The sequence below is a fragment of the Eoetvoesiella sp. genome, from assembly GCF_035555955.1.
Taxonomy (GTDB): domain Bacteria; phylum Pseudomonadota; class Gammaproteobacteria; order Burkholderiales; family Burkholderiaceae_B; genus Eoetvoesia.
In genome coordinates, this window is record NZ_DATMGA010000034.1 from 21,550 (window position 1) to 48,386 (window position 26,837).

The following is a 26,837-nucleotide window of genomic DNA, read 5'->3' on the forward strand; positions in this document are numbered from 1 at the left end:
CCGGCAGGCGCGGGTCACGGCCTGCCGCTTGGCGCAAGGATGCCGGCGATGGCCAGGGCCACGGCCGGCGCCGTGTCGGGGGCGAGGATGGTGACGTGATCGCCCTCGACGGCATGAGTGTCTATGGCCGCATGGGTGAAGGCCCCCCAGCCCAGATCTTCCATCTCCAGCCGGCGGTTCTCGTGCTCTCCCAGATCGGAAGTCTTCGGCGCGGCGGCGCGGATCACCGCCAGCGGCAGTTCCTGCTCGGGGGCAGGAGCCGGCGCATAGGCCAGGTAGGCGCGATACTGCGCCAGGCTGCTGCGGTGGGCCCGTTCCAGCCATGCTGCATTGGCGGCTGGCGGCAGCAGGCGCGCGGCATGCAGCCGCTGCGCCGCCACTGCGCAGCGCTCCCCGGCCGGCACGGCAAGCAGCTCGTCGAAGCCGAGCACTGGCTCGATGTTCTGAAAACGCGCGCGCACTTCGGCCATGCGCACGAGCCATTGAGCGTGGGCACGGTCGGGATCGGGGTCGAGGATGGAAATCCGTTCGAGCGGAGCCGGCGTATCGATGATGACCACGCGTTCGGGCGGCGTGCCGCGGCCGTGCAGTTGACGCGCCATTTCGAATGCGATCAGGCCGCCCAGCGAATAGCCGCCTATCCATCGCGGCCGCGCCATGCCGCGCTCGGCCAGCGCCTGCAAGTTGGCCTGGGCCATGGCTTCGATGCTGGCCAGGGGCTCTTGCCCCGGCTCCAGTCCTTCGGCCTGGATGGCCCAGAAGGGTATTGTGGCCGGCATGGCCTGGGCCAGGTCGAGGAATACGCTGACGTCTCCGGCCACCGGGTGCACGCACACGAAGGGTTCCGGCTGCTGTCCGTGCGCCGCAGTCGCGCCCGTTCCGCTCATGGGCACAATAGGCGTCCAGCGCTGCCCCGATTCGATGGCCTGGGCAAGCGCGGTGACCGAGCGGTGTTCCAGCAGCAGTGAAATAGGCACCGGCCGGCCCAGCGATTGCTCAAGTTTTGCGGCAAGGCGCAGCAGGTCCAGGGAGTTCACGCCCAGGCGCCAGAAGTCGGCGTCCAGGTCGATGGCGCAATCGGAGCCCTCCCGGGAAATATCGGCCAGGGCGCCGGCAATGGCGGCTTCCAGCGTGCTGCGCGGCCGGGTGGAGAACCGAAGGGGCGGGGCAGGAAGGGGACTCGGGCCGGCGGCGGGTTCGCGCGATGCCGGGCGGGGCAGGTCGGCAATGCAGCCTTGCGCAGCTTCGGGCAAGGCGCACAGTATGCCGGCCAGAGCCCGCAGCACGGCATCGCCGTCTTCCAGCACGCGGCCATCGTCCGGCTGCACCAGGGACAGGGCGATCGAATCGCCAGGCATGGCGATGAACGTGAGGTCGTATGCGGTTTTCAGGCGGGAATGCACGCTTTCGACCATGAGGCCTTCGGCGCCGTCCCAGGCGCTGGTGCCGGACATCAGGTTCTCGACCACCACCAGGGTGTCGAACAGTGCGCCGCTGCGCATTCCCGCTGCGGCCGCGACCGCCGTCGGAGAAAGGTGGGCGTGGTCCTGCAGATCGCCCAATTGCGTTTGCATCGCCGCCAGGCGTTCGGCGGGATTGTCGTGCGCCTCCAGACGCAGGCGCACCGGCAGGTTATTGATGAACAGCCCGATGATGCGATCGACTTCCGGCAATCCGGCGGGGCGTCCCGAGACGGTGGTGCCGAACACCACGTCGCTGCACCCCAGCCGCGCGCTCAGCCAGACGCCCCAGGTGAAATGCAGGATGGCGGCGAGCGTCAGGCCGCGCCGCCGCGCGAAGGCCGTCAGTGCCCGGCTGCTTGCGCGGTCCAAGCTGTGGCGTGCTGTCTTGAAGGTCGTGGCGGGGCCTGTGGCTGGAGCGAACAGCCGGCGCTGCGGCGGCAGCTTGTGCAGCAACTCGGCGAAGTAGCGCTGGCTGCGGGCCTGGTCCGCCTGGGCCAGCCAGGCAATGTAGGCCCGATACGGCACCGGCTCGTCGAACAAGGGCGGGCGGCTGCGATAGGTCTGGTAGGCGGCCCGCACTTCGCGCTCCAGCCGCGACAGGCACCAGCCGTCCACCAGCAGGTGATGGAAGCTGGAGACGAAATAGGCTTCGTCCGGCGCCGCCTGGATTAGAGTGAGCCGCAGCAGCGGCGCATGTTCGAGGTCGAAGCCGCGGGCGCGGTCGTCGGCCAGGAAGGCTTCGAGGCGGGCCGGGTCGAAGGCCGGCCAGGTCTCGGTCGTGAAAGGCAGGGGCACGCTGCGATGCACGGCCTGCAGCGGCCGCGTCAGGCCGCGCCAATGAAACGAGGTGCGCAATACGTCGTGCCGTTCCAGCACGGTTGTCCATGCGTGGCGGAATGCTTCGTGGTCGAGCCGGCCCCGGATGCGCACGCAGCTTTGCTCGAAGTTGACGAGCGAGCCCGTCGCGGCGAGCGTGTGCACCAGCATGGCTTCCTGCATCGGCGACAGGGGATAGATGTCCAGGATGTCGGGTGCGGTGTTTATGATCTGGTCGAGCTCCGCCGCCGACAGGCCGGCCAGGGGGAAATCCGCTGGGGTATGCAGCGCGCGCACGCCCTCGCCGGGCAGGCGGGCCATGACGCGCAGGGCCTGCGCGGCCCGCTCGAGCAGTTGCTCGGCGCCGCCGGCCGGCTCCGTGCCGGCCCATGCCAGGCGCAATTGCCCGTCCACGGTATCCGCCAGCAGCATGCCTTGCACTGCGGGGCTGAATGACGGAAGCGAGTGCATGCGCAGCGTGGCCGGTCCGGCCAAGCCGGGGAGCCAGGCCAGGCCCAGCGCGGGAGCGGGAAGGTCGAAGGTCTGCCTCAGCGTCCGGTATGCGGGAGCCATGGCCTGCACGGCCTGGCGGGCGAGCTTGATGGCGGACAGCCTTTCGGGCATTGGCAGTGTGCCGGCGGGCGCCAGCAGCGGCAGGACATTGTCCAGGTTGCCGGGCAGTGTGTCGGTACGGGGCGCGCCGGCGGGCAATTGACGCTGTCCGTCCAGGACCTCGATAAGCACGGTGCCGGTTCCGTGCGCAGGCGGCAGCGCCGCGCTGAAGGCCGAAGCGAGTATGTCCAGCGGTGAGACGGACAGCTGCCGCGCGGCGTGGTGCAGCGAAGCGTCCGCCGCTTCCCTGGGCAGCCGGTATTCGGCCACGATGCGTGGTTCCTGAGCGGGCGGGCTTGCCGGCGTCGCCGCGGCGCGCATGGCCGAGCTTTCCAGGAATGCAAACCCTTCGCCCGCCGCTTGTTGATTGGCGTAGTTCTCGAGCCATTCGAGCCAGTCGCCATAGGCTGCCGAGTTTTCGGGCGGCGGCAGGGAGGTATAGCCGCCATTGAGCATGGCTTCCAGTTCGGCGGCGATGAGGGCCAGCGTGCACGCATCGGCCGCCGCGCGGTGCAGCGCCAGCACGGCGATCTGCGGGGCGCCCGCGCCGCGCTCGATCAGGGTGGTGGCGATGAGCACGCCGGTTGCCGTATCCAGGCCGCGCCCGAGGCGGTCGGCGTATTCGGCAACCCAGTCGTCCAGCCCCGCGTCGGCCAGATGCGGAGCCTCGACGGTGCGTATGGGCAACCGGGCTACATAGGCCATGATTTCCAGGCGGCTGGCTTGTTCGTCCTGAACCCAGCGCAGGCGCAGCGCTTCGTGGCGTTCGGCCAGGCTCTGGATAATGAGCGCCAGTTCGACCAGGGTCGTCCGGCGGGGCAGAACCAGGCTGGCGAGCAGGAAGGGCCGGTTTTGCGCATGCGTTGCAACGGGAGCCAGCTCGACCGGGAATACACGGTCGGTCGCCATCCGCCTGGGACGCGGCTGGGCCGTGGCGGCGGCATCGGCCAGCCGCTCGATCGTCTGCAGGCGGAATACGTCGGCGGGCGTGATGGGCAGGCCAGTGGCGGTGGCTTGCGCGGCCATGCGGATCGCAAGAATCGAATCGCCGCCCATATGGAAGAAGTTGTCGGTGACGCCGAACTGCGTTGTTTCCAGCAGCTCCTGCCAGATCGCATGCAGCGCGTGTTCCGCGTCGGAGCGCGGGGCCACGGATTGCGCCGCGTGATCGTAGTGGTGATCCTGGACCGGCGGCAGCGCCTTGCGATCCACCTTGCCGTTCAGGTTCAGTGCGAAGGCGTCGACAGCGACGTAGGCGTGCGGCAGCATGTGCGCGGGCAGCAGCGGCTCCAGAAAGCCGCGCAGTTCCGCGGCCGTTGGCGCGGGCGCGGTGTGAGGCTGTACATAAGCGGCGATACGGCGCTCGCCTCCGGCCAGGCGGGGCGCGGCCACATGTACGGCGCGCAAGGCGGGATGGCGGCCGAGCGCAACGGCGATTTCGTTCAGCTCGATGCGAAAGCCCCGCAACTTGATCTGGTCGTCCGAGCGTCCGGCGAACAGGATGCTGCCGTCCGCCCGCCAGCGGCCGTGATCGCCGGTGCGGTACATGCGCGCCCCGTCCAGTCCGCTGTATGGGTCGGGCAGGAAGGCGCTGGCCGTGCGCTGCGGGTCGCCGACGTAGCCGTTGGCCACGCCTTCGCCACCCACATGAATTTCACCTATCACGCCCACCGGCAAGGGCTGGCCGAAAGTGTCGAGAATATAGACGGTGCTGTTGGCCACCGGCTTGCCGATGGGCACGGAGAGGCTGTCGGGGTCGAGGCCGGCGATATCGAAGGTGGTGCTGAAGGTGGTGTTTTCGGTGGGGCCGTAGCCGTTCAGCAGGCGAAGCCCGGAACCCGAGCCGGCGGCCAGCACCGTGCGCGCGGCATCGGGGTTGACCACGTCCCCGCCGGTCATGACCAGCCGCTTGCCGGCGAAGACCGAGGGGTCGATGCCGGCCACTTCGTGGAACAGCCCGGCGGTGATCCAGAGAAAGTTGATGCGGCGCTCGACCAGCATGCGCCGCAGCCGCCCGGTGTCGAGCATATCGTCGCGTGCGACGATGACCGCGGTGCCGCCGTTGAGCAGCGGAGCCCACATTTCGACGGTGGAGGCATCGAACGAAGGGTTGGAGTATACGGCGGCCCGGGTGTCGGGCCCGAAATCCGCGAAATTGGTGTCGAGTACAAGGCGCAGGATGGCCCGGTGCGGCACCGCCACGCCCTTGGGCTGGCCCGTGGAGCCCGAGGTGAACATGACATAGGCGGCGTCCGCCGCGGCGGGCATGCCGCTGGCGTGGGCGGCAAGCGTGGCGGCCCGGGCATGCAGGGCTTGTGCATCCAGAGTGTGGATGCCACCGTAGTCCTCGCCGCCATCGTCCGGCACGATGATGGCGCGCGCGCCCACCGATGCCGCCAGGCGGATCCGGTGGGCATGCGGGTGTGCCGGGTCCAGCGGAACATAGATTGCGCCAATGCGCAGAATGGCCAGGATCAGGCTGATCAACCGGCCCGAGACGGGCAGGACGAGCACCACGGTGTCGCCGGCTCCCAGGCCCTCCGCGGCCAGGGCGGCGGCCAGCCGCGCGGATTGTTCGGCCAGGGCCGCATAGCTGGTGGCCTGCCCATTCTCGTCCAGCGCGGTGTTTTGTGGATACCGGCGCGCCATGTCGTCGAACCGGGCGATGACCGAACTGTCCGAAGGGCAGGGTTGCAGCGGCGGATTGAAGCGGGCAATGAGGCGGCGGCCGTCTTCCTCGCTGATAAGGGGCAGGCTGCCGATGGCCTGGCCGGGGTCACGCGCCACGGCGGCCGCCACGTTGCCGAACCAGCCCAGCAGGTTTTCCATGCTGGCGCGGTCGAACAGCGCCGGATCGTAGCGGCACCATAGCTCGAGCCGCCCGGCGCTTTGCCGGTATACGACGGACAGGTCGGACTTGGCCGCCTGTTCCATATGGTCGTCGGCCACGCTGAACCGGCAGCCGTCCGAAGCGGCGACAGGCGCCCCGGATGGCTCGAGGCCGCCGAACAGGACTTGCATGAGCGGAACCACACCGTTGTGCCGTTCGATGCCGATGGCCTGGACGATGCGCTGGAACGGCGCGTCGCGATGGCGCATGCCGTCGCGGAAAACTTGCTGCACGTTGTCGAGCAGCGTACTGTACGACATGGCGGGCATGCACTCCAGGCGCATTGGCAATGTATCGACCAGCAAGCCGATCAGCGGAGCCAGCTCGGGCCGGGACCGTTTGGAGACCGGCACCGTGACGACCAGATCTTCCAGTCCGCTCCAGCGGTGCAGGACGGCGAAGAACACCGCCAGGAAAGCGATGAAGGGAGTTGTGCCGCGTTCGCGGGCGATCCGCGCCAGTTCCTCGCCCACCGCGCCCGGCAATTCGAGACGGACGGTTGCGCCGGCTGGGCGGGTCGCGCCGCGCGTGCGGTCCAGCGGCAGGTCGAGCAGCGCCGGCACGTCCTGCAGAGCCTGGCGCCAATAGTGCAGGGCCGGTTCCAGCGCGGGCGCGTCGGGCGCGCCGAAGCGCTCTTGTTCCCAATCGGCGAAGTCGGGGTATTGCAGCGGCAGTTCCGGCCATTGCGGGGCCGATCCGGCAAGGCTTGCGTCGTAGGCGGCGGCCAGATCGTTGACGAACAGCGGCAGCGAGGCGCCGTCGGCGATAGCGTGGTGGAACACCACGGCCAGGGCCGTGGCGCATCCGGATGCCGCGGCATCCGTGGCGCGCACGAGTGCCGCCGTCAACAGCGGCCCGCCCTGAAGGTCGAACGGCCGGGCCGCCATATCCGTCACCACGCCGGCCAGTTCGCGATGCCAGTCGTCGGGAGTGGCGGCATCGGCGTGCAGCAGCGGCAGCTCGATGGCCAGATCGTCGGATACGGCCAGGGCCGGCACGCCGTCGATCAGCGGCAGCGCCGCGCGCAGCACGTCGTGCCGCTGGACCACGGCCTGGAAAGCACCGCGCAGCGCCGCCAGGTCGACGCTTCCGGTGATTTCCACGATCAGCGGCACAGCGTACTCGGAACTGCCGGGGCGCAGTATGTCGAGATAGCGCAATTGCCGTTGCGCGAAGGAGGCGGCCGATATATAGCCGCTGGTCATGGGCGTGGCTCTTGCGTGGCGCCAGGAGACGCGGCCAGGTCGATGCGTGTGCGCTGTCGCCTGGGGATGGACGCATCCGGTTCTTGCCTGGCCTGGCGCCCGGCCACCTGGCGGGCGAAGTCGCAAAGCCGGGGCGACTCGAGCAAGTCGGTCAGGTCGATGGCCACCTTGAGTTCCCGTCTCAGGCTGGACACGATTTGCATCGCGCCCAGGGAGCTTCCTCCGATGGCGAAGAAATCGTCGAACCGCCCTATGGAGTCATGCCCCAGGGCGGCCTGCCAGGCTTGCGCAATGGCTTGTTCCATTTCGCCTTCAGGCGCGGCCGGCTCGGTCCTGGACAGCACGGGCGCCGGCAGGTTGCGGCGGTCGACTTTGCCGGAGGCGGTGTGGGGCAGGCGTTCGTGCAGCATGACGCTGTGCGGCACCATGTAGGCCGGCAGCCAGCGTTGCGCGTGGCGCAGGATGGCTTCCTGGCTGGGCAGGTCGGCGCCGGCCGCGTGGGCCACGATCATGCCCGCGGCCCGCTCGGCGGGATAGTGGACGACCGCAACGGCTTCCTGGACGCCGGGGCATTGCAGCAGGCAGGCGCCGATTTCGTCCAGTTCGATGCGGTAGCCGCTGACCTTGACCTGGTCGTCCATCCGGCCGCGGAAGTACAGCCGTCCGTCATCGGCCTGAACAACGCGGTCTCCTGTGCGGTAGACATTGCGCAGGCTGGCATCGTTGTGGAACGGATTGGCGGCGAAGCGCGCGGCCGTGAGTTCCGGCTGGTTGATGTAGCCTCCCGCGACGCCCGGCCCGGCGATGAGCAGCTCGCCGGGGACGCCGGGCGGGCAAAGCCGTCCGTGGCGATCCACGACATAGGCCCGGGAGCCGGGAATCGGCCGGCCGATCGGCACCGGTCCTGCCTGGCCGGCGGCGCATCGCTCCAGGGTGGCCCAGACGGTGGTTTCGGTCGGTCCGTATTCATTGGCCAACGGCGTGTCGGGCAGAGTCGAATAGTGGCGCTCGACCAGCTCGCGCGGGCATGCCTCGCCGGCTACCACCGCCAGCCGCAGGCTGGCCAGCGCGCCGGGCGGCGCGGCAGACAGCAGCAGGTTCCATTGCGATGGAATCATGATGGTCTGGGTGACGCCCTGGTCGCGGATGAGCGCGGCCAGGCGGTCGGGGTCGGTGGCTTCGATGGGCCGGGGCAGAACAAGGGTGCCGCCGCCGCACAGCGTTCCGAAGATACCGGTGACGGAACCGTCGAAGACAAGAGGGAAAGTGAGCAGGAGGATCCGGTTGGGGGAGCCGGGATAGGCGGCGGCCCTGGCGGCGACGTGATAGGCAAGATTACGGTGGCTGACGGCCACTCCCTTTGGCCGGCCAGTGGAGCCCGAGGTGAAGATCGCGTAGGCCTCGTGCGCCGGCGTCGGCAAGGCTGCCGCATGGATTTGCGGCAGCGCGGCGAGGCTGGACGAGCCCGCGCTCAGGTCGCCGACGGCAATGGTGGGGCAGCCCGCAATGGTTTCGGCCGAAGCCGACAGTATCGCCGCAATGTCGGCTTCGGCGGCGATGAACTGCTTGCGCTCTTCCGGGGACTCCATGTCCAGCGGCACATAGGAGGCGCCGCGCAGCATGGCTCCCAATATCGCGGCGATCGCCAGCGGCGAGCGCTCCAGGTGCAGGCCGACGCGGGTGCCGGGGCCGATTCCTTGAGCCGCCAGGCGATCCGCGATGGCGATGGCCGTGGCGGCAAGCCCCGCGTAGTCCAGGCGCTGCGCGCCCTGCACGACGGCGGTGGCTTGCGGCTGGTTGGCGGCATGCTCGAGAATGGCCTGGACCACGCCGCGATCCGCGCCCGGCGGGCTGGCGGCTTCTTCGCGCGGGCTCAGCAGCGCGGCTGCCGCCGCCGCGGGCAGGGCATCGACGGCAGCTACTGGCGATTGCACCGATTCCGGCAGGCGGGTCAGGACTTCGAACAGCATTTCAAGGCGCAGCCGGGCCTGGGCCTCGTTGCCGCGCCGGCGGTCGAACATCAAGAGCAGGCGCAAGCCGCCGGCATGGGCTTCCACCATCAGGTTCAGGGGCATGTCGGGCAGCGTGACGTCGCCGCTTTCTTCCAGGTCCAGGCCGCAGCCCTTGAAGGCGCCTGCCTCGTCCAGCGGGTAGTTCTGAAAGCCGACCAGGCTGTCGAACGGCAGGCGGTCGCCGGGCATGCCCAGCAGCGCGCGGAATTCATCCATGCCGATGGCGCCAGCCTGGCGCGCGGCGACGGCGGCGGCCTGCAGGTCTTCCAGCCAGGCGGCCAGCGGCGTCTGGTCGATGCGGGCGAGTATCGGCTGAATCTGCACCTGCACGCCGACCAGTTCGGATCCGTCCTGCGCCAGATGCGGCGGACGCGAGGTTTCGACGGCGCCGAACAGGACGGTGTCGCGGTTCGACAGCCTGCTTTCCACGATGGCCCATGCGCCCTGGACCGTGGTGTTGACGGTGACGCGGCAGGCGCGGGCCAGGGCATCCAGCCTGGATGCGGCCGAGGCCGGCAGATGCAGGGCGACGGTATCGATATCGGGCGCGGTCGCGCTGGTGGCGCGGGGCTTGCCCTCCAGGGTTTCGTCATCCAGAGGGTGGGCGGCCAGCACCGAGCGCCAATGGTTCGGTGCGTCCGAAGACGGGTTCGATTGTTCCCAGTCCACATATGAACGGAATGCGGGGGCCGGCGGCTGTTGCAAGGCCTGCCCGCCGAGCCGGGCTTTATAGTGATCAAAGACTTCGGACAGGATGATGCCCAGCGACCAGCCGTCCACGGTGAGGTGGTGGCGTGTCCACACCACCAGATGGCGGTCGGCGGCAAGGCGCGCCAGGGCGATGCGCATGAGCGGCGGTTTTTTCAGATCGAAGGGCTGGGCGCGGTCCTGGGCCAGGAAGGCGTCGAGCCTTGTGCGCCAGTCGGCCTCTTCGGACCAGTCGTGCCTGCTCACCGGCAGGTTGGCCTGGCGATGCACGACCTGGAAGGGATTGGCCTTGATGTCCCAATGAAAGCCGCTGCGCAGCGCGGTATGGCGGTCGACGGCGTTCTGCCAGGCCTGGGCGAATGCCTGCTCGTCGAGTTCTCCCTTCAGGACCGCCCACCACTGTCCCATGTAGAGCGGCTGATCCGGATGGGCAAGGCAGCGCACCAGCAAGGCCTGCTGCATCCGCGTCAGCGGATAGGCGTCTTCAATGGGGCGTAGAGCGGGTTTTGCGGGGGAGTTCGACGGGGAGCCGGAATTGGAAGAGGTGGGGAGTGTCATGTGCATGCCTGGATTCTGCGGCGCGTAGCTTGTGGCCTATGGCTGGCAGCACGCTGGCGTAGTGTCGAGGCCAGCCCGAAAAAGCAGGAAGCGGAGGCGCGACGCCTGGTTCGATGCAGGCGGCACCCCCGGAGGGCGTTACAGGCTTTCTATGTAGAAGCCTTCGCCTTTTACCTCGCCTTCGGTGAACTTGATGAACTGCTGAACCCAGCTGCCGCCTGTTTTGGCCTTGGGGTTGGAGGACAGTGCGTCGAGCGAAGCTTCATCTTTCCAGACGGTGGCCAGGCCGAAGACATGGGGGTCTTTCTTGGAGCGCATCAATCCGAAGCCGATAAGCCCCGGGATGTGGTCGCCGGGCTTGGAGCCGTCGTTGGGAAGCAGTGATTTTTCCAACAGTGCGCGGGCTTCTTTTTCGCTGCCCGCTTTGATGTTGGCGCGTGTGATCGTCAGGAACATCTCGGCCATAATATGAAAATCCTTGTCGTTGAAAGAAAACGTGTACGGAGTACTGCAAGGGACTGAAACGTAGATAAGAAGCCGGGTGCCGAATAAAGCGCATTGACAACGAACCGACTGCAGCAGAGTGTAGATGGCGGTTCCGGCGCTTGTCAACAAATTGTTACGCACCCTACATTTTGTCTGAAATTCTGCTGAACGCGGTGCCGGAAAAAGAGGCTGCGAGCTCTGGCGGCATCGCAGCCGCGGTCATGCCGAAGGGAAGTTGAACTCCGGGAAGAGCGGCCCGCGGATGGGGTGCCCCACACGCAGATCGTTCTCGAGCCCCGATTTCGCCAGGGCGTCGATCATGTCCTGGCCATGGCTTGCTATGACGGATTCGTCGGTGACCCAGCGCGTGACGAAGCGGCGCATGTAGTGATTGAAATGATTTCCCGGCGCGCCGTGGATGGTGCGTGCGTCGAACAGCACGCAGTCGCCCGCTTCCATGTCCCAGCCGATGATGTCGTAGGCATCGCGATTGGCTTCGATGTCGGGGATCTTGCCGAATTCGTGCGCGTCGGCCCGCGAGGCGTCGCCGTGGAATTCGGCATAGAAGCTGTCAGCGCCTTCGCGTTTTTCAGGGTCGTCGAAGAAGGCGCCCGGCATGAGGGCCTGGCCCCATAGATGCGAGCCGCGCACGAACTCCAGCGTGGCATCGCGCGGCGTCGGGTCCAGCGCGACCCACATCGAGCAGAAGGGGCCGTCGACCACGGTGTCGTGGTGCCAGGGCGTGCGCTCCGAGCTGCCGGGGCGCTTGGCGAACCAGGTGTCCTGCGCCAGACGCACGCGGTCCGTGCGCAGCGCCTGGGCCGCCAGCTCGGCGGCGGGCGATTCCATGCAGAAGCGCTCGAACTCCGGAATATAGCGGCGCGACCACATGTCGGACTGAAAGCCACCGCCGCCGTCCCGGGCCAGGTTGCGGAACAGTGGACTGGGCTGGGCGACGTTGCGTTCGATGCCCTGCCTGGCAAGCTCGACCCAGTCGGCGTCGAAGGCCTGGCGCAGGCAGACCGCGCCGTCCGCTTCGAAGCGTTGTACGAAGGATTGCTGTTCGTTCATGCCTGTTTCCTTTGTGTCTGGCCTTGGCTTGCCACTTGGAAGGAATTATGCCGGAAGCGCGTATGTTTTCAGGGGCGCGTCGTTCCGAAGGTGTCCATAACGAAGATAGTGGGTTAACATTGTGAAACAATAGACGAGGAATGTTAACTTCGTCCACGCAATGTAGCAATGCAACCTCGATAGGATTCTATGTCTTGTGCGGCAGGTCTTGGTGTGCGTGTCCCGAAACCTTCGATCCGATGGTTGGCTGGCTTGCGCCAGGCGGCCGCAGGACAGCCGACTTTCGTCTTTTTTCCTCATGCCGGCGGCTCGCCGCTGTCGGTGGGCAGGCTGGCCGCCGCGCTGCCTGACTCCGTAGGCATCGTTGCCGTGCAGCTTCCCCGCGGCGACGAGCGCGCGCCGGGCGAGCCGCCGCACAGAATCGCAGCCGCCGCCGACCGGTTGGCGCAGGAACTGGCCGATTTCCACAGCCACGACGCCCGCGGGTCCATGCACATGGTGCTGGTGGGCAACAGCTATGGCGCATTGCTTGCCTACGAGACCGCTCACGGACTTGCTCGTCGCGCCTTGCCTGCGCGGCGTCTCATTGTTTCGGGCTTTCGTGCTCCCGTGCTGGCTCCTTCCGAAGCTCCCTTGCATCTTTTGCCGCCGGCTCAATTGCGCGCCGAGCTGGCCGCGCGTTTCGGCATGGCGCCGGCGGAGATCCCGGCCGGCCAGGCCGAATACGCCGATGCGGCGCTGCGCGCCGATCTCGAAGCTTGCGAAACCTATCGTCATACGCAAGCCAAGCCGCTGTCCGCGCCGATCGACGTGCTGCGCATGGCCGACGATTTCTCGCTGTCCGCCAGCGACCTGCAAGCCTGGCAAACCGTTACCGCCGGGCCGACGCGGGTCGTGCATTGCGCCGCCGGACACTTTCCCTGGGCCACGCATCCCCGCGAGGTGGCCAGTCTTCTTACGCAACTGGCCGCAGGCTCGCATCGCGAGCAGCCGGCGTGCGTTTCACCTGCAACCATAACCACCCATAGCGAATGAAACTCGATTTGACACAGCGGATACTAGGCCTGATGCGCGGCCGCTCGGCCCTGCGGCGGCTGGAGCAAATAGAAAGAAAAGTCCACGATCTGCTGGAAATCGAGCCTCCTCCGGCAGGGTCCGGGTTGGCCGCCGATGCGCTGGCCGAAACCGGCGGACGCACAGGCGCGGATCCGGCCGCTTTGCTGGTCCGGCGCATACTCGCCGAACGCCTGGGCTTGTCGGGGAGCGCGCAAGGCCTTATCGGAGCAGGCTTGCTGGCGCTGGCCGAGCATGCGCCCAACGACAATGCCTTCGCGCTCATGCCTGACGAGGTCGGCGATCTGGAAGGTCTGGCCAACAGCCTGGCGTCGGATCCATGGGCGTCGCGCGACGCCGTGCGCGCCGGCGCGTTCCTGAGATTCATGCTGGATACCTACCAGGCGGCGGGTGTGCTCGCCCTGGCCCGCGCCATGCAAGAGCAGGCCTCGATGGATGCGGCGTGCAGCAGCGCCGTCGGCAAACCGGCCGCCATGCTCGAACTGCAATGGAGCGAATGTCAACCGCACGAGCAGGGCATCAAGGGAGCCGGCCCATTCTTGCGCTGGACCGTGGGCTTGCTGCGGCCCTATCGTTTCTTCACGGTCTTGCTGGTGGTCGGCATCCTGGTGCAAACGGCTTATGCCATGCTGATGCCGATCTGGCTCAACCAGTTGTTCGACCAGGGCATCACGCCGGGCCGGGCCGACGTCATCTGGCGCACGCTGGCGTATCTGGTCGGCGGCTTCCTCGTCACCGCGATGGGCGGGCTGGCGATAGACTTCAGCGTTTCCACGCTGGGCCCGCGCACCTTGAACGACGTGCGCCGGCAGGTATTCGACAAGCTCATGGGCATATCGGCGCGGGCCCTGAACCGCTTCAAGAGCGGCGACATGGTGTCGATCTTCGCCACCGACATATTCATCGTCGAGAACGCCATTGTGCGCGCCATTCCGGGCATCGTGGGCAAGAGCTTCCTGATGCTGGGTTCCCTGGTCACCGCGGTCACGCTTGATTGGCGCATGGCCCTGGCCACCATCCTGTTCCTCACGATTGCGTTCTGGGCGCCGCGCCAGGTGGGCCGCTTCGCCGTCAGGGCTTCGTACGCGCGCAAGCTCGAGGACGGCAAGATGGCGAGCTTCATCAAGGAAACCGTACAGTTGCTGCCGGTGATCCGCACGCTGCACCAGGGGGCGCATCGCCGCGGCCAGTTCGACGTCTACGCCGGCCAGATGTACAAGGCCAGCTACAAGCAGTATCTGCTGGGCGAACTCACCGGCCGTGCCACGGTATTCGCGATCAGCGCGGCGCAGCTGGGCATTATCGGCCTGGGGGCGGTTCTGTCGCTGAACGGCACGGTGTCGGGCGGCGTGGTGGTGGCCTACATCGGACTGCTGCTGGCTTTCGGCGGTGCGGCGGGCAGCATCGCCACCCTGCTGCCTACAGCCATCCAGGCCATCGGCAGCTGGCAGCGCATCGACTGGCTGCTGGCCCAGCCCATGGACGAGCCGGTCAAAGATGGCGCGGCGCCTGCGGATGGGCAGCTTTCCAGGCTTGAGTTCCGCGACGTATCGTTCAGCTATAGCGGCGAGCGGCTCAATCTGGACGGCATATCGCTCGAAGCTCCGCTGCCCAGGCGCATCGCCCTGGTCGGGCCTTCCGGTTCGGGCAAAAGCACCATGATCCATCTGCTGTCGCATCAGTACGATCCGGTCGGCGGCCGCATCATGCTCAACGATACCGACATTCGCGACATAAGCACCGAGTCGCTCAGCTCGCTGATGGGCGTGGTGAACCAGGATACGACTTTGTTCGAGGGCTCGGTCCGCTACAACATCAGCATCGGCCGGCTGGACGCCACCGACGATCAGATCGAGGCGGCCGCACGGGCCGCCGAAATCCACGACTTCATCAAGTCGCTGCCCGATGGCTACGACACCAATGTGGGAGAAGGCGGCAAGCTGTTGTCGGGCGGCCAGCGCCAGCGCATCGTCATCGCCCGCGTGCTGTTGCGCAATCCGCAGCTCCTGCTGCTCGACGAGGCCACGTCGGCGCTCGATGCCGAATCCGAGGCCGCCATCAACGACACCCTGGCGCGGGTCAGCGCCGACCGGACGATGATTTCCGTCACCCATCGGCTGGCCGCATGTCCCGACATGGATCTCATCTGCGTCTTCCACGAAGGCCGATTGGCCGAGAACGGCACGCACGAAGAACTGCTCGCCCAGCGCGGCATCTACGCCAATATGTGGGAAAAGCAGACCGACATCGCCATCGTCAATGCCGGCCAGGAAGTGGACATCAGCGTCGAAGGGCTGCGCAAGATCCCCCTGTTCTCGTCGGCCCCGGTCAGCGATCTCGAACGCATACGCGGCATGCTGCATGTCGAGGAAGTGCCCGCCGACACCGTGCTGACGCAGGAAAACACCACGACCGGCCGCTTCTACATCATTGCCCGCGGCTCGGTGGAATGCAGCATTCAACTGGATGACGGCACTTCCCTGCCCATGGAGGTCCTGGAGGTCGGCGACTTCTTCGGCGAATTCGCCTTGCTCGAAGGCGTGCCTCATCCCACGACCTGCCGCACCATGAGGCCGTGCCTGCTGCTGTCGCTGAGCCGGCAGGAACTGCGCCGCGTGGCCGATCTGAATCGTTTGACGAACGAACAGTCGGAGCTGGAACGCGAGATAGCCGCCACGCTCGACCGCCGTCTCGACGCCAAACTGGAGGAGTTGATCGAACGCAGGCGGGCCAGGCGCCAGCCGTCGCCCGCGGGCGACGCTGCACCGGCGCGCCGTTTGACAGAGGAATTGACGTGACCACCACCGCAAGCCCCGCCCCTGAAGCCGCCTTCCTGCCCCATATCCTGCATGGCCGCGCCCACGATCCGGACGATCGCTGGTCGTTCACTTTCCTGGACAGTCAGGGCGCCGAACGCTGCCAGTGGCGGGCCGCGCAGCTTGCTTCCCGGGCTCGCGCCGTGGCCGCTTACCTGATGAGCGCCACGCGGCGCGGCGAGCCGGTGCTGCTGGTGTTCCAGCCCGGCGCCGATTTTTTCGCGGCCTTCATGGGCTGCTTGTGGAGCGGCCGCCTTGCCACGCCGATCAATCCGCCGAGGCGCAATCGCCTGATCGAGAGGCTGGCGGCGGTGGCGGCCGATTCGGCCGCCCGCGTCGCGCTTACCAGCGCCGACCTGCTCGAGTCGACGCGAGAATGGCGCCGTGAAAGCGAACAGCTCGGCGCCCTGGACTGGATGGCGGTGGACGCGCTACAGGACGATCCGGCCATGGTTCCGGAAGCAGTCGGCGCGCACGACGTCGCTTTCCTGCAATACACATCCGGCTCGACCGCCTTGCCCAAGGGCGTGCGGGTCAGCCACGGCAACCTGATCGAGGACCTTGCCCGCATGCAAGGGGCATGGGCGTTGTCGCCCGATTCCACCATGGTCAGCTGGCTGCCGGCATTCCACGACCTGGGCCTGATTTTCGGTTTGCTGCAGCCCTTGTACTCGGGCTGCGCGTCGGTGCAGATGGCGCCCAATGCCTTTTTGCAGAATCCAGCGCTTTGGCTGGAAGCCGTGTCGCGCTATCGCGGCACGCATTCGGCCGCTCCCAGTTTCGCCTACGATTTATGCAGCCGGCGCATTGCTCCCCAGGATCGCGCCAGCCTGGATCTGGGCAGCCTGGCAATGACCATGAACGCCGCAGAACCCATCAATCCGGCCGTGATGGAACGCTTCATCGAGGACTTCCAGCCTTGCGGCTTCCGTCGCGAGGCATTCGCGCCTGCCTACGGCCTGGCCGAAAGCACCCTGGCCGTGACCGCCAACCCGGTCGGCGAGGCGCCGGTGCTGCGCTGGTTCGACGTTCAGGCGCTGGGCGCCGGCAGCGTTTCCATTGTCGATGGCCACGCTACCCAGGCGCGTCTCATGCCCGGCAGCGGTCGGCCGCTGCCGGACGTGGACATCGCCATCGTCGACCCTGAAACGTTTCGGCGCTGCGCGCCCGGGCGGGTCGGTGAAATCTGGGTAGGCGGCCCCACTATTGCCGGCGGATATTGGCAGCGGCCCGAAGAAACCGCAGCCACCTTCGGCGTGCGCATCGAGGGCGAGGCGCACGCCGGCCCTTTCCTGCGCACGGGTGATCTTGGCGTTCTGGTCGACGGCGAACTGTTCGTCACTGGCCGCATCAAGGACCTGATCATTCTAGGCGGCGCCAATTTCTACCCGCACGATATCGAACGCGCCGCGCAAAACGCGCACCAGGCGTTGCGGCGCGACAATGGCGCGGCCTTTTTCCTCGAGGCCGAGCCCGATGGGGACGGGCGCGAGCAGGTGGTCCTGGTGCAGGAACTTGAACGCAGCCGCCGCAACGACGATACGACACCCATCTTCCAGGCTATCGTGGAAGCTGTCTGGCAAGACCTGGAAGTCGCCTTGTCCCGTGTGGTGCTGGTAGCGCCGGGCAGCGTGCTGCGCACCTCCAGCGGCAAGATCCAGCGTCTGGCCAACCGGCAGGCCTACCTTGATGGCAAGCTGCCGGTAATCGCGCAGTGGGAGCGCCGTGCCGCGGCCTTGCGGCCCGCTGCGGCCAGTGCGGCGCCAGACCAGGCTGCGCTTGCCTCCTGGGTGGCGGCCTGGCTGGCCGAGCGGCTCGACCTGCCGGTCGCGGCAATCGAGGCCAGCCACGGCTTTGCCGAGATGGGGCTCGATTCGCTGGGCTCGACCGAGCTGGCTGTCGCGCTGGGCCGGCGCATCGGCGCCGATCTTCCCGACACCATTGCCTTCGACCATCCCACCATCGCCCGCCTGGTGCGGCACATCGCTCAATTACAGCCGGCGGTCTGCGCGCCGGCTTCCGCCACGCCAGCCTCCGCCGCACCGCTTGCCGCTGGCTCGGATCTGGACGATCTGCTGTCCTCCATCGAGCGGGGAGAGGCGTGATGGCCGGCGATCAAGAGCTGCGCGAACGCCTGGCCCGGCTCGATCCCGATCAAACACTGAAGCTTGTCACCGGCCTTCAAGAGCGTATCGATGCGCTGCGCGCCGGCTCGGAGCCGGTATCGGTGCAGCCGATCGCGGTGATCGGCCTGGCCTGCCGGTTCCCTGGCGCCGCCGATGCCGCGGCATTCCGCCAACTGCTTGACGAGGGCCGTGATGCCGTCGGGGCGCCGCCGCCAGGACGCCCGCAGGCCGCTACGTTGCCGGCGGGCGGCTATATCGAGGGTATCGATCGCTTCGATGCGGCTTTCTTCGGCATACGGGCGGGCGAAGCCGCGTACATGGATCCCCAACACCGCCTTGCTCTCGAGGTTGCCTGGCATGCGCTGGAAGACGCCGGCGCGGCCGACGCCCGGCGCAGGCCTTCCGCCACCGGCGTATTCATCGGCATCAGCACGCACGACTACGAGGCGCGCTTTCAAGCCGCCGGCCAGGGCTTCACGCCCCAGGCCGCCACAGGCAACGCCGCCAGCGCCGCGGCGGGGCGGCTTGCCCATCTACTGGACGTGACGGGGCCGGCTCTGGCCCTGGATACCGCGTGCTCTTCCTCGCTTGTGGCGGTGCATGCCGCCTGCCGCAGCCTGCGGTCGGGCGAATGCGACATGGCGATCGTGGGCGGGGTCAATGTGCTGGTCACCGACAGCCTGACGCGCGGCTTCGCCGATGCAGGCATGCTCAGCCCCAACCATGCCTGCCGAACCTTCGATGCCGCTGCCGATGGCTATGTTCGCGGCGAAGGGGCCGGTTTCATCATCCTGAAGCGGCTTGCCGACGCGCGCCGCGATGGCGACCGCATACGCGCCGTGGTGCGCGGCAGCGCCGTCAACCATGACGGCCGTGCCAGCTCTCTTACCGCGCCCAACGGCACGGCGCAAACCGCGCTGATACGCTCGGCGCTGGCCGATGCCGGGTTGCGCCCGGCCGATATCCAGGCGGTGGAATGCCATGGCACGGGCACGCCGCTGGGCGATCCCATCGAGGTGCAGGCGCTGGCCGAAGCCTATGCGCCGGATCGCGATGCGCCGCTGCTGCTGGGCTCGGTCAAGACCAATATCGGCCATCTCGAGGCGGCCGCCGGCATCGCCGGTTTCATCAAGACCGTGCTGGCGCTCGAGTCCGCCAGCCTGCCTCCCACATTGCACCAAGCCAGTCCCAATCCTCGCATCGCCTGGGAAAAGCTGCCGCTGCGGGTGGTCGATCGCCCCACGCCCTGGCCGCAGCGAGGCCCGCGTCGCGCGGGTGTCAGCAGCTTCGGCTTCAGCGGCACCAATGCGCACGTGATTATCGAGGCAGCCGAGTCCCGACCGGCAGCCGAGGCGACGGCATGGCCGCTGGTATTGCCCTTGTCGGCGCCCGATGCATCGGGCTTGGGCCGGCTGGCCGGCGTGTTGGCTTCGTGGCTGGAAAATACAAATTGCGATCCCGCTCGGGCCGCGGCCAGTGTGGCATGGAACTGCGCCGGCCTCGTCGAGCGCGCGGCGGTGGCGGGCGCGGATGCGGCCGGCTTGGCGGCGGGCCTGCGCGAACTGGCCGATGGCTATGCGCCGACGGTCGGCGCGCGCGGCACGGCGCCGGCGGAGGCGCCCAAAATCGCCTTCCTGTTCACCGGCCAAGGCAGCCAGTGGGCGGGCATGGGCAAGGATCTGTACGACGGCGATCCGTTGTTCCGCCAGACCGTGGATCGCTGCTGCGGGGTCGTCGATCCGTTCATCCGCGACTCCCTGGCGTCCGTGATGTTCGACGAAGGGCGGGCCGAGGAGCTGGCGGATACAAGGCTGGCGCAGCCCGCGCTGTTCGTGCTGGGCTATGCATTGGCCGAGCGGCTGGCTGCCTGGGGCGTCGAAGCCGGCGCGGCCATTGGTCACAGCCTTGGCGAATGGATCGCCGCCTGCCGGGCCGGCGTATTTGCGCTGGATGACGCACTGCGGCTGGTGGTCGCACGGGGCCGTATTATGGCTTCGGTGCCGGCGGACGGCGCCATGGCCGCTGTCTTCGGCGGGCCGCAGGCGCTGTCGGCGTTGCCGGTCGATGTGCGCGAAGCGGTGGACGCGGCTGCCTTCAATGCTCCCGACGAATGTGTGATTTCGGGTCCCGAGGCCGCGGTGGCGGCGGCCTGCGAAGCTCTGGACAAGCTGGGCGTTGGCACCCAGCGGCTGCGCACATCGCACGGCTTTCATTCGCGCTTGATGGAACCCGCGCTCGACGCGTTTGCGGCCGAGCTGGCCGGTGTGTCTTTGTCCGCGCCAAGCGGGACGCTGGTCTCCAACCTGACGGGCACCATCGATGCGCCTTTCAATACGGCGGATTACTGGGTTCGCCATATCCGCGAGCCGGTGCGCTTCGCCGACGGCATGGCGGCGCTGGCCGCCGCGGGCGCCAGTGTGCTGATCGAAATCGGCGCTTCGCCGGCCCTGAGCGGCTGCGCCAGCCGTTGCCCGGGTTTCGCTGGCGGCCCGCCTGTCATCGTTCCCACCCTGCGCCGCAATCAGCCGGCGCGGCGCACCCTGGGGGCGCTGCTGGCCCAGTTGTTCGTGGCCGGTGTGCCGCTGCGCTGGGATGCGGTCTTCGATCCCGCCTTGCGCGCCGAGGCGCCGGGCTATCCCTTCGCCGCCGAGCGGCATTGGCTGGAACCGGCTCCTTCTTCCGAGGCGTCTGCCTCTCTTGTGGCGGCTCAACCGATGGCGGGCGAATCCGCGGATCCGGCCGTTGCGCAAGCGCCGGCCGACCGCCGCCAGGAAAGTGTGGCGCTGCTTGCCCGATCCCTGCAGCTTTCCATCGAGGATGCACAATCGGATCAAGGCTTTCTTTCCCTGGGCGTGGACTCCCTTGCCCTGGCCGAGGCGGTGGCCGCGCTGGAGCGGCGGTGGTCCATGGCGATTCCACGACGCGAGCTGTTTGAAACGCTGGCGACGCCGGCTCGGCTGATCGCCCATGTCGTGGCGGCGGGGCAGGGCGCGCCGGCGTCTTGCGCCGGTGCAACGGCTGAAATCGTCCGATCCGACGCCGCTGGTATCGGGGAGCGCGCACCCTCCGCCAGCCAGGCCGCTTCGGCGCCGCCGGTTACAGCATCTTCGCTGCCTGTGGCGGCACCGTTTTCCGCCGAAGCTGCGGCCGGCGTGGAAGCCTTTGCCGGCGCCTACGTGCGTCGCAGCGCGGCATCGCGCGAAGAGCGCCGGCGTTTCGGCCGTTTTCTCGCCGACAGCCGGGCGGTGGCCGGCTTCCGGCCCGAAACCAAGTCCATGCTCTATCCCATCGTGGGTGCGCGGGCCGAGGGCGCGCATCTCGTCGACGTGGATGGCAATCGCTATGTCGACGTGGCCATGGGGTTCGGCGTGCAATTGTTCGGTCACAGCCCCGCTTTCCTGCGCGAAGCGCTTGGCCGGCACCTGACCGAACGCGGCCTGTTTCTTGGCCCGCAGGCGCATCTTGCAGGCGAGGTGGCGCAGCGGATATGCCGGCTTACCGGCAACGACCGCGCGGCGTTTTGCAATAGCGGCACCGAAGCGGTGATGACGGCGCTGCGCCTGGCGCGCCATGCCACCGGGCGCCACCGAATCGCCATGTTCCAGGGCTCATACCATGGCCATTTCGACGGCACGCTGGCCCAGGCGGGATCGGGCGGCATGACCGTGCCGCTTGCAGGCGGTACGCCGCACGGCATGGTGGACGATATTTTGCTGCTCGATTACGGCGATGAAGAGGGCAGCCTGGAAATCCTGGCGCGCGAAGGCGCCACGCTTGCCGCAGTGCTGGTCGAGCCGGTGCAGGGGCGTCGCCCCGACCGCCAGCCCAGGGCTTTCCTGCAGCGATTGCGAGCCCTTACACGCGAGGCTGGAGCCGCGCTGGTGTTCGATGAAGTCCTGCTGGGCTTTCGCGTTGCGCTGGGCGGCGCCCAGGCGTGGGCCGGCGTGCGCGCCGACCTGGTCACCTACGGCAAGATCGTGGGCGGCGGGCTGCCGATAGGCGTGGTGGCCGGCGATGCGCGTTTCCTCGATGCGCTGGACGGCGGCGCCTGGCCGCTGGACGGTCCGGGCGCGCCCAGCGCGGAGCGCACTTTTTTTGCCGGCACCTTCAACAAGAATCCGTTGGCCATGGCCTCCGCACAGGCGGTGCTTGACCATCTGGAAAATGCGGGCCCGGGCTTGCAGGAATCCCTCAACCAGCGCACGGGGGCGTTCGCCGCGCGCCTGAACGAGATGCTCGCCGCCGAAGAGGCTGGCATTTCGGTGCATTGCTTTGCCTCGCTGTTCCGTTTCGTGGGCGCCAGCGATCTGTTCTACAACCACCTCATCCAGAACGGCGTTTATGTATGGGAAGGGCGCACGTGCTTTCTCTCGACGGCGCATGGCGACGAAGACCTCGACCGGGTGTTTGAAGCCGTGCGGGCCTCGGTGCGCGCCATGCGGGCTAGCAGCCTGTTGCCGCCGGCGCGACGCGCACAGGCCGCGCAGCCTGCGCAAACAAGTCCTGAGCGCCTGCCCACCACGCCGGGCCAGACCGCGCTACGCCTGCTTGCCGCATTCAGCCCCGAGACTTCGGCGGCCTACAATCAGTCGCTGGTATTCGATTTCGAAGGCGAGCTCGACGTGGACGCCCTGCAGGCCGCGTTGCGTACGGTGGTGGAGCGGCACGAGGCGCTGCGTACGACTTTCCCCGAAGACGGCGCCAGTCAGTTGGTGCACGAGGCGCTTGCGCCGCGGATCCGGGTGGTCGAAGCCGGCGAACTTGGCCAGAGTTCCATCCAGGCCTGGACCAGCGATGTGGCGCTGGCTCCGCTGGACATGGAGCACGGCCCTCTGACGGCGGCGTGGATATTGCGGCTGGCTGCCGACCGGGCCCGACTCCTGCTCGTCATGCCGCACCTGATTATCGATGGCTGGTCCATGCAAGTGATTGCGCTGGAGCTGGCGGAACTATACAGCGCCCGGCGCGAACAGCGGACGCCGGCGTTGCCTGAGCCTGTTCCGTATCGCCGCTACGCCGATCACAACAATGCCCGTGCCGAGCTGCCAGACGCGGCGGCTTATTGGAAGTCGGTGTACGCCACGGTTCCCGGCCCTCTCGAATTGCCCGGCGACCGCCCTCGGCCGCCGCTGCAAGGGTATGCCGGGGCGCGGATTACGCGAATTCTGCCGAGCCGCCTGCGCAGCTTGGCTGAGGCGCGCGGCCGCCAGGCCGGCGCTTCCTTGTTCTCGCTATGCCTGGCGGCCTATGGCCGTTTGCTGGCGCGCCTGTCGGGGCAGGACGACGTGGTGGTGGCGATATTCTCCGCCGGCCAACCCGAGGTCGCGGCCAGCGCGCTGGTGGGCTATTGCGTCGGTGTGCTGCCATTGCGAATTGCCGCCGGCCCCGCCATTGCCGACACGCATTTGCTGGCGGAAGTGCAGCGCTCGGTCGCGCAGGGAATGGCGCATCGCGACTATCCCTTTGCCAGGCTGCTCAAGGATTTGAACCTGCGGCGCGATCCGTCGCGTCCGCCGCTGGCTTCGGTTTCGTTCAACCTCGATCGCGTCGATGTCCAGCCGCATTTCGCCGGCCTGAACACCATCGTCGATGCCAATGCCCACGGCGCTGTGCGCTGGGATCTGAACTGGAACATGCAGGTGGATGCCGGCGGTTTGCGCATCGATGTCCATTACAACCGCGACTTGTTCGATGCGGTGCGCATCGAAAGCTGGCTGGACGCCTATGCCGGCATTCTCGAGGCGCTGGCCGCCGGAGATTCAGACGAACGGCCGTCGTCTTCCGCCGCGCCTGACGCGTGGCGCGGGGCTTTGGCCGGCCGTGTCGCTGAAACCGCGGCGCGTACGCCGAAAGCGACCGCCGTGGTCGACCGCGACGGCGAAGTGGACTATGCCAGCCTGGATGCTATGGCCGCCGCACTGGCGGCCCGGCTGGCGCAAGCCGGAGTGCGCCGTGGCGACCGCGTGGCATTCCGGCTTGCCGCCGGCCTGGGCCCGGTGGCGGCCATGCTTGCGGCGGGGCGCCTGGGCGCGGCGTTCGTGCCCTTGGACGAGGCGCATCCTCCCAGCCACCATGCGTATGTATTGCAGGATAGCGGCGCCCGGGCGCTGGTGCTGCAGGCGGGGACGGACGCGCCGCCCGTAGACATTCCCGTCGTAGCGTGGTCCCGAAGCGAGCGGGCTGTCGAAGCCGCGGCGGCGCCGGCCGATGTTGCGCCGCAGGACATTGCCTACGTGCTCTATACCTCGGGTTCGACGGGGCGTCCCAAAGGCGTGCGCGTTTCCCATGCCGCGGTCGCCGCTTATGTCCAGGCCATGCTGGAGAGGATGTCGCTGACGGAACCGGCGTCGTTCGCCATTGTTTCATCGTTCGCCGCCGACCTGGGCTATACCTCGGTGCTGGGGGCGCTGTGGGCGGGTGGCGCCCTGCACGCCGTGGACGCTGAAACCGCGCGTGATCCCGCGGCGCTGCAGCGCTGGATGGCCGCAAAGCCCGTGGATGTGCTCAAGATCGTGCCGGCTCATCTGGCCGCGCTGCTCGATGCACCAGGGGCGGCGGCCATGCTTCCGCGCCGCGCCCTTGTCCTTGGCGGCGATGTTCTCGCGTGGCGGCTGGTCGAGCGCATCCAGGCGCTGGGCGCGGCCTGCCGCATTTTCAACCATTATGGTCCGACCGAAACTACGGTCGGCGCCTGCATGACCGAGGCCACGCCCGCGTTGCGCGAGGCTGGCGGGCATGCCGTGCCTGTCGGCACGCCGCTGCGCGGCTACGACGTGCGCATCGTCGATGCCCAGGGACAGCCGGTATCCCGCGGCGCCGAAGGCGAGATCGTCATCAGCGGCGCTGCGGTAGCGTCCGGCTATACCTTGCCCGAGGCGGTCGGACGGGAACGTTTTTTTCTGGACGAAACCGGAGAGCGATGCTACCGCACCGGAGACGTCGGCCGCTTGCGCGCCGACGGCATGGTGGAGTTCCTGGGCCGCGGCGACGACATGGTCAAGATCCGCGGCCATCGCATCGAGCCTGCGGGCCTGGCCGAGTTGCTGCGCACGCATCCGCAGGTGCGCGACGCGGCGGTGCTGGTGCGGCGCGAGGAAGGCCGAGAACCGGCGCTGCTGGCGGCGGTCGCCGGCGAGGCGGATTCCGCCAGCCTTTCCGCCTGGCTGGCGCAGCACGTGCCGGCCGCCATGGTGCCCGCGCGCATCGCTGCCTATGCGGCCCTGCCGCTGACGCCCAATGGCAAGGTAGACCGCCAGGCGCTGTTGGCGGCCATGACAGAGCGGGCCGATGCACGGCCTGCGCCGGATGATGCCGCCGCTGCGCCCGCCGAGGCGGAGAGCGGATCCGTGTCCGCCGTCCTCGGCATCTGGCGCGCTGTGTTGCAGCGTTCCGATGTCGGCCCCGATGATGACTTCTTCGATCTGGGCGGCGATTCCATCATGGCCATCCAGATCGTCGGCCGTGCGCGTGCGGCTGGGCTGGCGCTTACGCCTGCCCAGGTGTTCCAGGCGCCGACTGTGCGGGGCCTGGCGCGTATTGCGACGCCGGTAAATGGTGGTGTGGCGGGTGTGCTTCCGGTTGAAGGGCCCGTGCCGCTTACACCTATCCAGCAATGGTTTCTGGAAACGCCGATGCCGCGGCGCAACCGCTGGTGCCTCACCGCGGTGTTCGCCGCGCCGTTCGAGGTTTCAGCCCGGCGTTTGCGATCCGTGCTTGAAGCGATAGTCGGGCGCCATGACGCCTTGCGCACTTGCGTGGATATAGACGGTGGGCATCCCGCCCAGCGTGTCGGATCAATGCCGGCCCTTTGCATCGAGGCCTTCCCGGCGGCTGACGGCGAGGCGCTGCAGGCCGCCCAGGATGTCCTGGCCGACCGGCTGATGGACACCCTGGATCTGGCCAATGGCCAGGTCATTGCCGCGGGTGTCATCCCGTTTGCGGACAGCGAGGGCGCGCACATCGTCGTCGCCGTTCACCACGCCGTGTTCGATGTCGTGTCCTGGTCCATTTTTGCCGACGAACTCGAATCCGGCCTGCTTCACGAAAACGCCGCCATACCGCCCGCCTCGACATCCTGGTCGTGGTGGGCGCAGGCTTCATCCAGGCGCGTCGATGCCGTGCTGGACCGGCTGCCATACTGGGCTGGCACGGCGCAGCGGGCGGCGCAGGCGGCGGCACTGCCCGTCGACCATGCCGATCGCGCCAATCGCGAGGGGGATGTCTGCGAACGCCGGCTGGTCCTGGGGCGCACCGGCGCCGGCGATTTCCTGGCTGGCATGGCGGCCGTCTTCGGCCTGCGCACCCACGAGGCTATCCTGGCCGCGGTCGGAGCAGCCCTGGCCGGATGGGCCGGCGCTTCGATTGCCGTCGAGCTGGAAGGGCATGGACGCCAGGCGTTCTCGGCCGATATCGACCTGTCGCGCACTATGGGCTGGTTCACGACGCGCTATCCGGTGGTTCTGCCTGCCCTGGATTCCGATCTGGCCGGCTGGGTGGTGATGTTCAAGGAGACGCTGCGCGGCGTGCCCGACGAAGGCGTCACCTATGGCTTGCTGCGCCGGGGCGGGCAGGCGCAGATCCATGTGGAGCCCGAGGTGTCGTTCAATTTTGTCGGCGAACTTGGCCAGTATGGCGCCCGCGCCATGCCGCTGGTACGCCTGGGCGCCGGTACGGAGCGGGCACCCGACGCGGGCCGGCGGCATTTGCTCGGGTTCGATGCTTGGCAGGACGAGGCGGGTGTGACGCTGTCCTGCCGGTTCGCGGCGCGGCATGCGGCCAGCACCATCGATGCCCTGCTGGCGGCGATCGAGGGCCATGCCCGGGCATTGGGGGAGGCTTGCGCCGCGTCGTCCAATGCGGTGTATACGCCCTCCGATTTCACCGGCATGGCGTTCTCGCAGGACGAGCTGGATCAGTTGATGGGCGAATTCGGCGAGGCGGATGGCACAAGCTCCGGAGCCGCCCATGATTCCGGCAACGGCTCCGCGTAACCCGCTATCT

At 67.9% G+C, this 26,837-nt stretch carries 8 protein-coding genes; 4 read left to right on the plus strand and 4 right to left on the minus strand.

What is annotated here, in order from left to right:
• Positions 1 to 14: 14 nt before the first annotated feature.
• The 4 genes from VNT00_RS10025 to VNT00_RS10040 all read right to left on the minus strand — a co-directional run bounded on the left by VNT00_RS10025 (position 15) and on the right by VNT00_RS10040 (position 11,821).
• Positions 15 to 6,986 carry a non-ribosomal peptide synthetase gene (locus VNT00_RS10025; protein ID WP_325587014.1) on the minus strand — a complete coding sequence of 2,324 codons (6,972 nt, stop codon included), beginning with the start codon at positions 6,984 to 6,986 and terminating at the stop codon, positions 15 to 17.
• Positions 6,983 to 10,264, minus strand: coding sequence for an amino acid adenylation domain-containing protein (locus VNT00_RS10030; protein ID WP_325587016.1), 3,282 nt, complete (start codon positions 10,262 to 10,264; stop codon positions 6,983 to 6,985). Before VNT00_RS10030 ends, VNT00_RS10025 begins: the two co-directional genes overlap by 4 nt.
• 138 nt (positions 10,265 to 10,402) lie before the next feature.
• Positions 10,403 to 10,729, minus strand: coding sequence for an antibiotic biosynthesis monooxygenase family protein (locus VNT00_RS10035; protein ID WP_325587018.1), 327 nt, complete (start codon positions 10,727 to 10,729; stop codon positions 10,403 to 10,405).
• 240 nt (positions 10,730 to 10,969) lie between these two features.
• The gene (locus VNT00_RS10040; protein ID WP_325587020.1) at positions 10,970 to 11,821 is read right to left on the minus strand and encodes a phytanoyl-CoA dioxygenase family protein; all 852 of its coding nucleotides are present in this window, start codon (positions 11,819 to 11,821) and stop codon (positions 10,970 to 10,972) included.
• A 243-nt stretch (positions 11,822 to 12,064) separates the two neighbouring features.
• Between VNT00_RS10040 and VNT00_RS10045 the strand changes: the two genes are divergently transcribed.
• From VNT00_RS10045 to VNT00_RS10060, 4 genes are read left to right on the plus strand one after another with little or no spacing between them, the layout of a single operon-like run.
• Positions 12,065 to 12,856, plus strand: a complete 792-nt coding sequence (locus tag VNT00_RS10045) for a thioesterase II family protein (RefSeq protein WP_325587022.1) — start codon at positions 12,065 to 12,067, stop codon at positions 12,854 to 12,856.
• Positions 12,853 to 15,693: an ATP-binding cassette domain-containing protein gene (locus VNT00_RS10050; RefSeq protein ID WP_325587024.1), complete on the plus strand. Its 2,841-nt coding sequence runs from the start codon at positions 12,853 to 12,855 to the stop codon at positions 15,691 to 15,693. The genes VNT00_RS10045 and VNT00_RS10050 overlap by 4 nt, the downstream gene beginning before the upstream one ends.
• Positions 15,690 to 17,816 carry an AMP-binding protein gene (locus tag VNT00_RS10055; protein ID WP_325587026.1) on the plus strand — a complete coding sequence of 709 codons (2,127 nt, stop codon included), beginning with the start codon at positions 15,690 to 15,692 and terminating at the stop codon, positions 17,814 to 17,816. Before VNT00_RS10050 ends, VNT00_RS10055 begins: the two co-directional genes overlap by 4 nt.
• A complete protein-coding gene (locus VNT00_RS10060) occupies positions 17,816 to 26,827 on the plus strand; it encodes a non-ribosomal peptide synthetase/type I polyketide synthase (RefSeq protein ID WP_325587028.1) in 9,012 nt (3,003 codons plus the stop codon). Before VNT00_RS10055 ends, VNT00_RS10060 begins: the two co-directional genes overlap by 1 nt.
• The last annotated feature ends 10 nt before the right edge of the window (positions 26,828 to 26,837 follow it).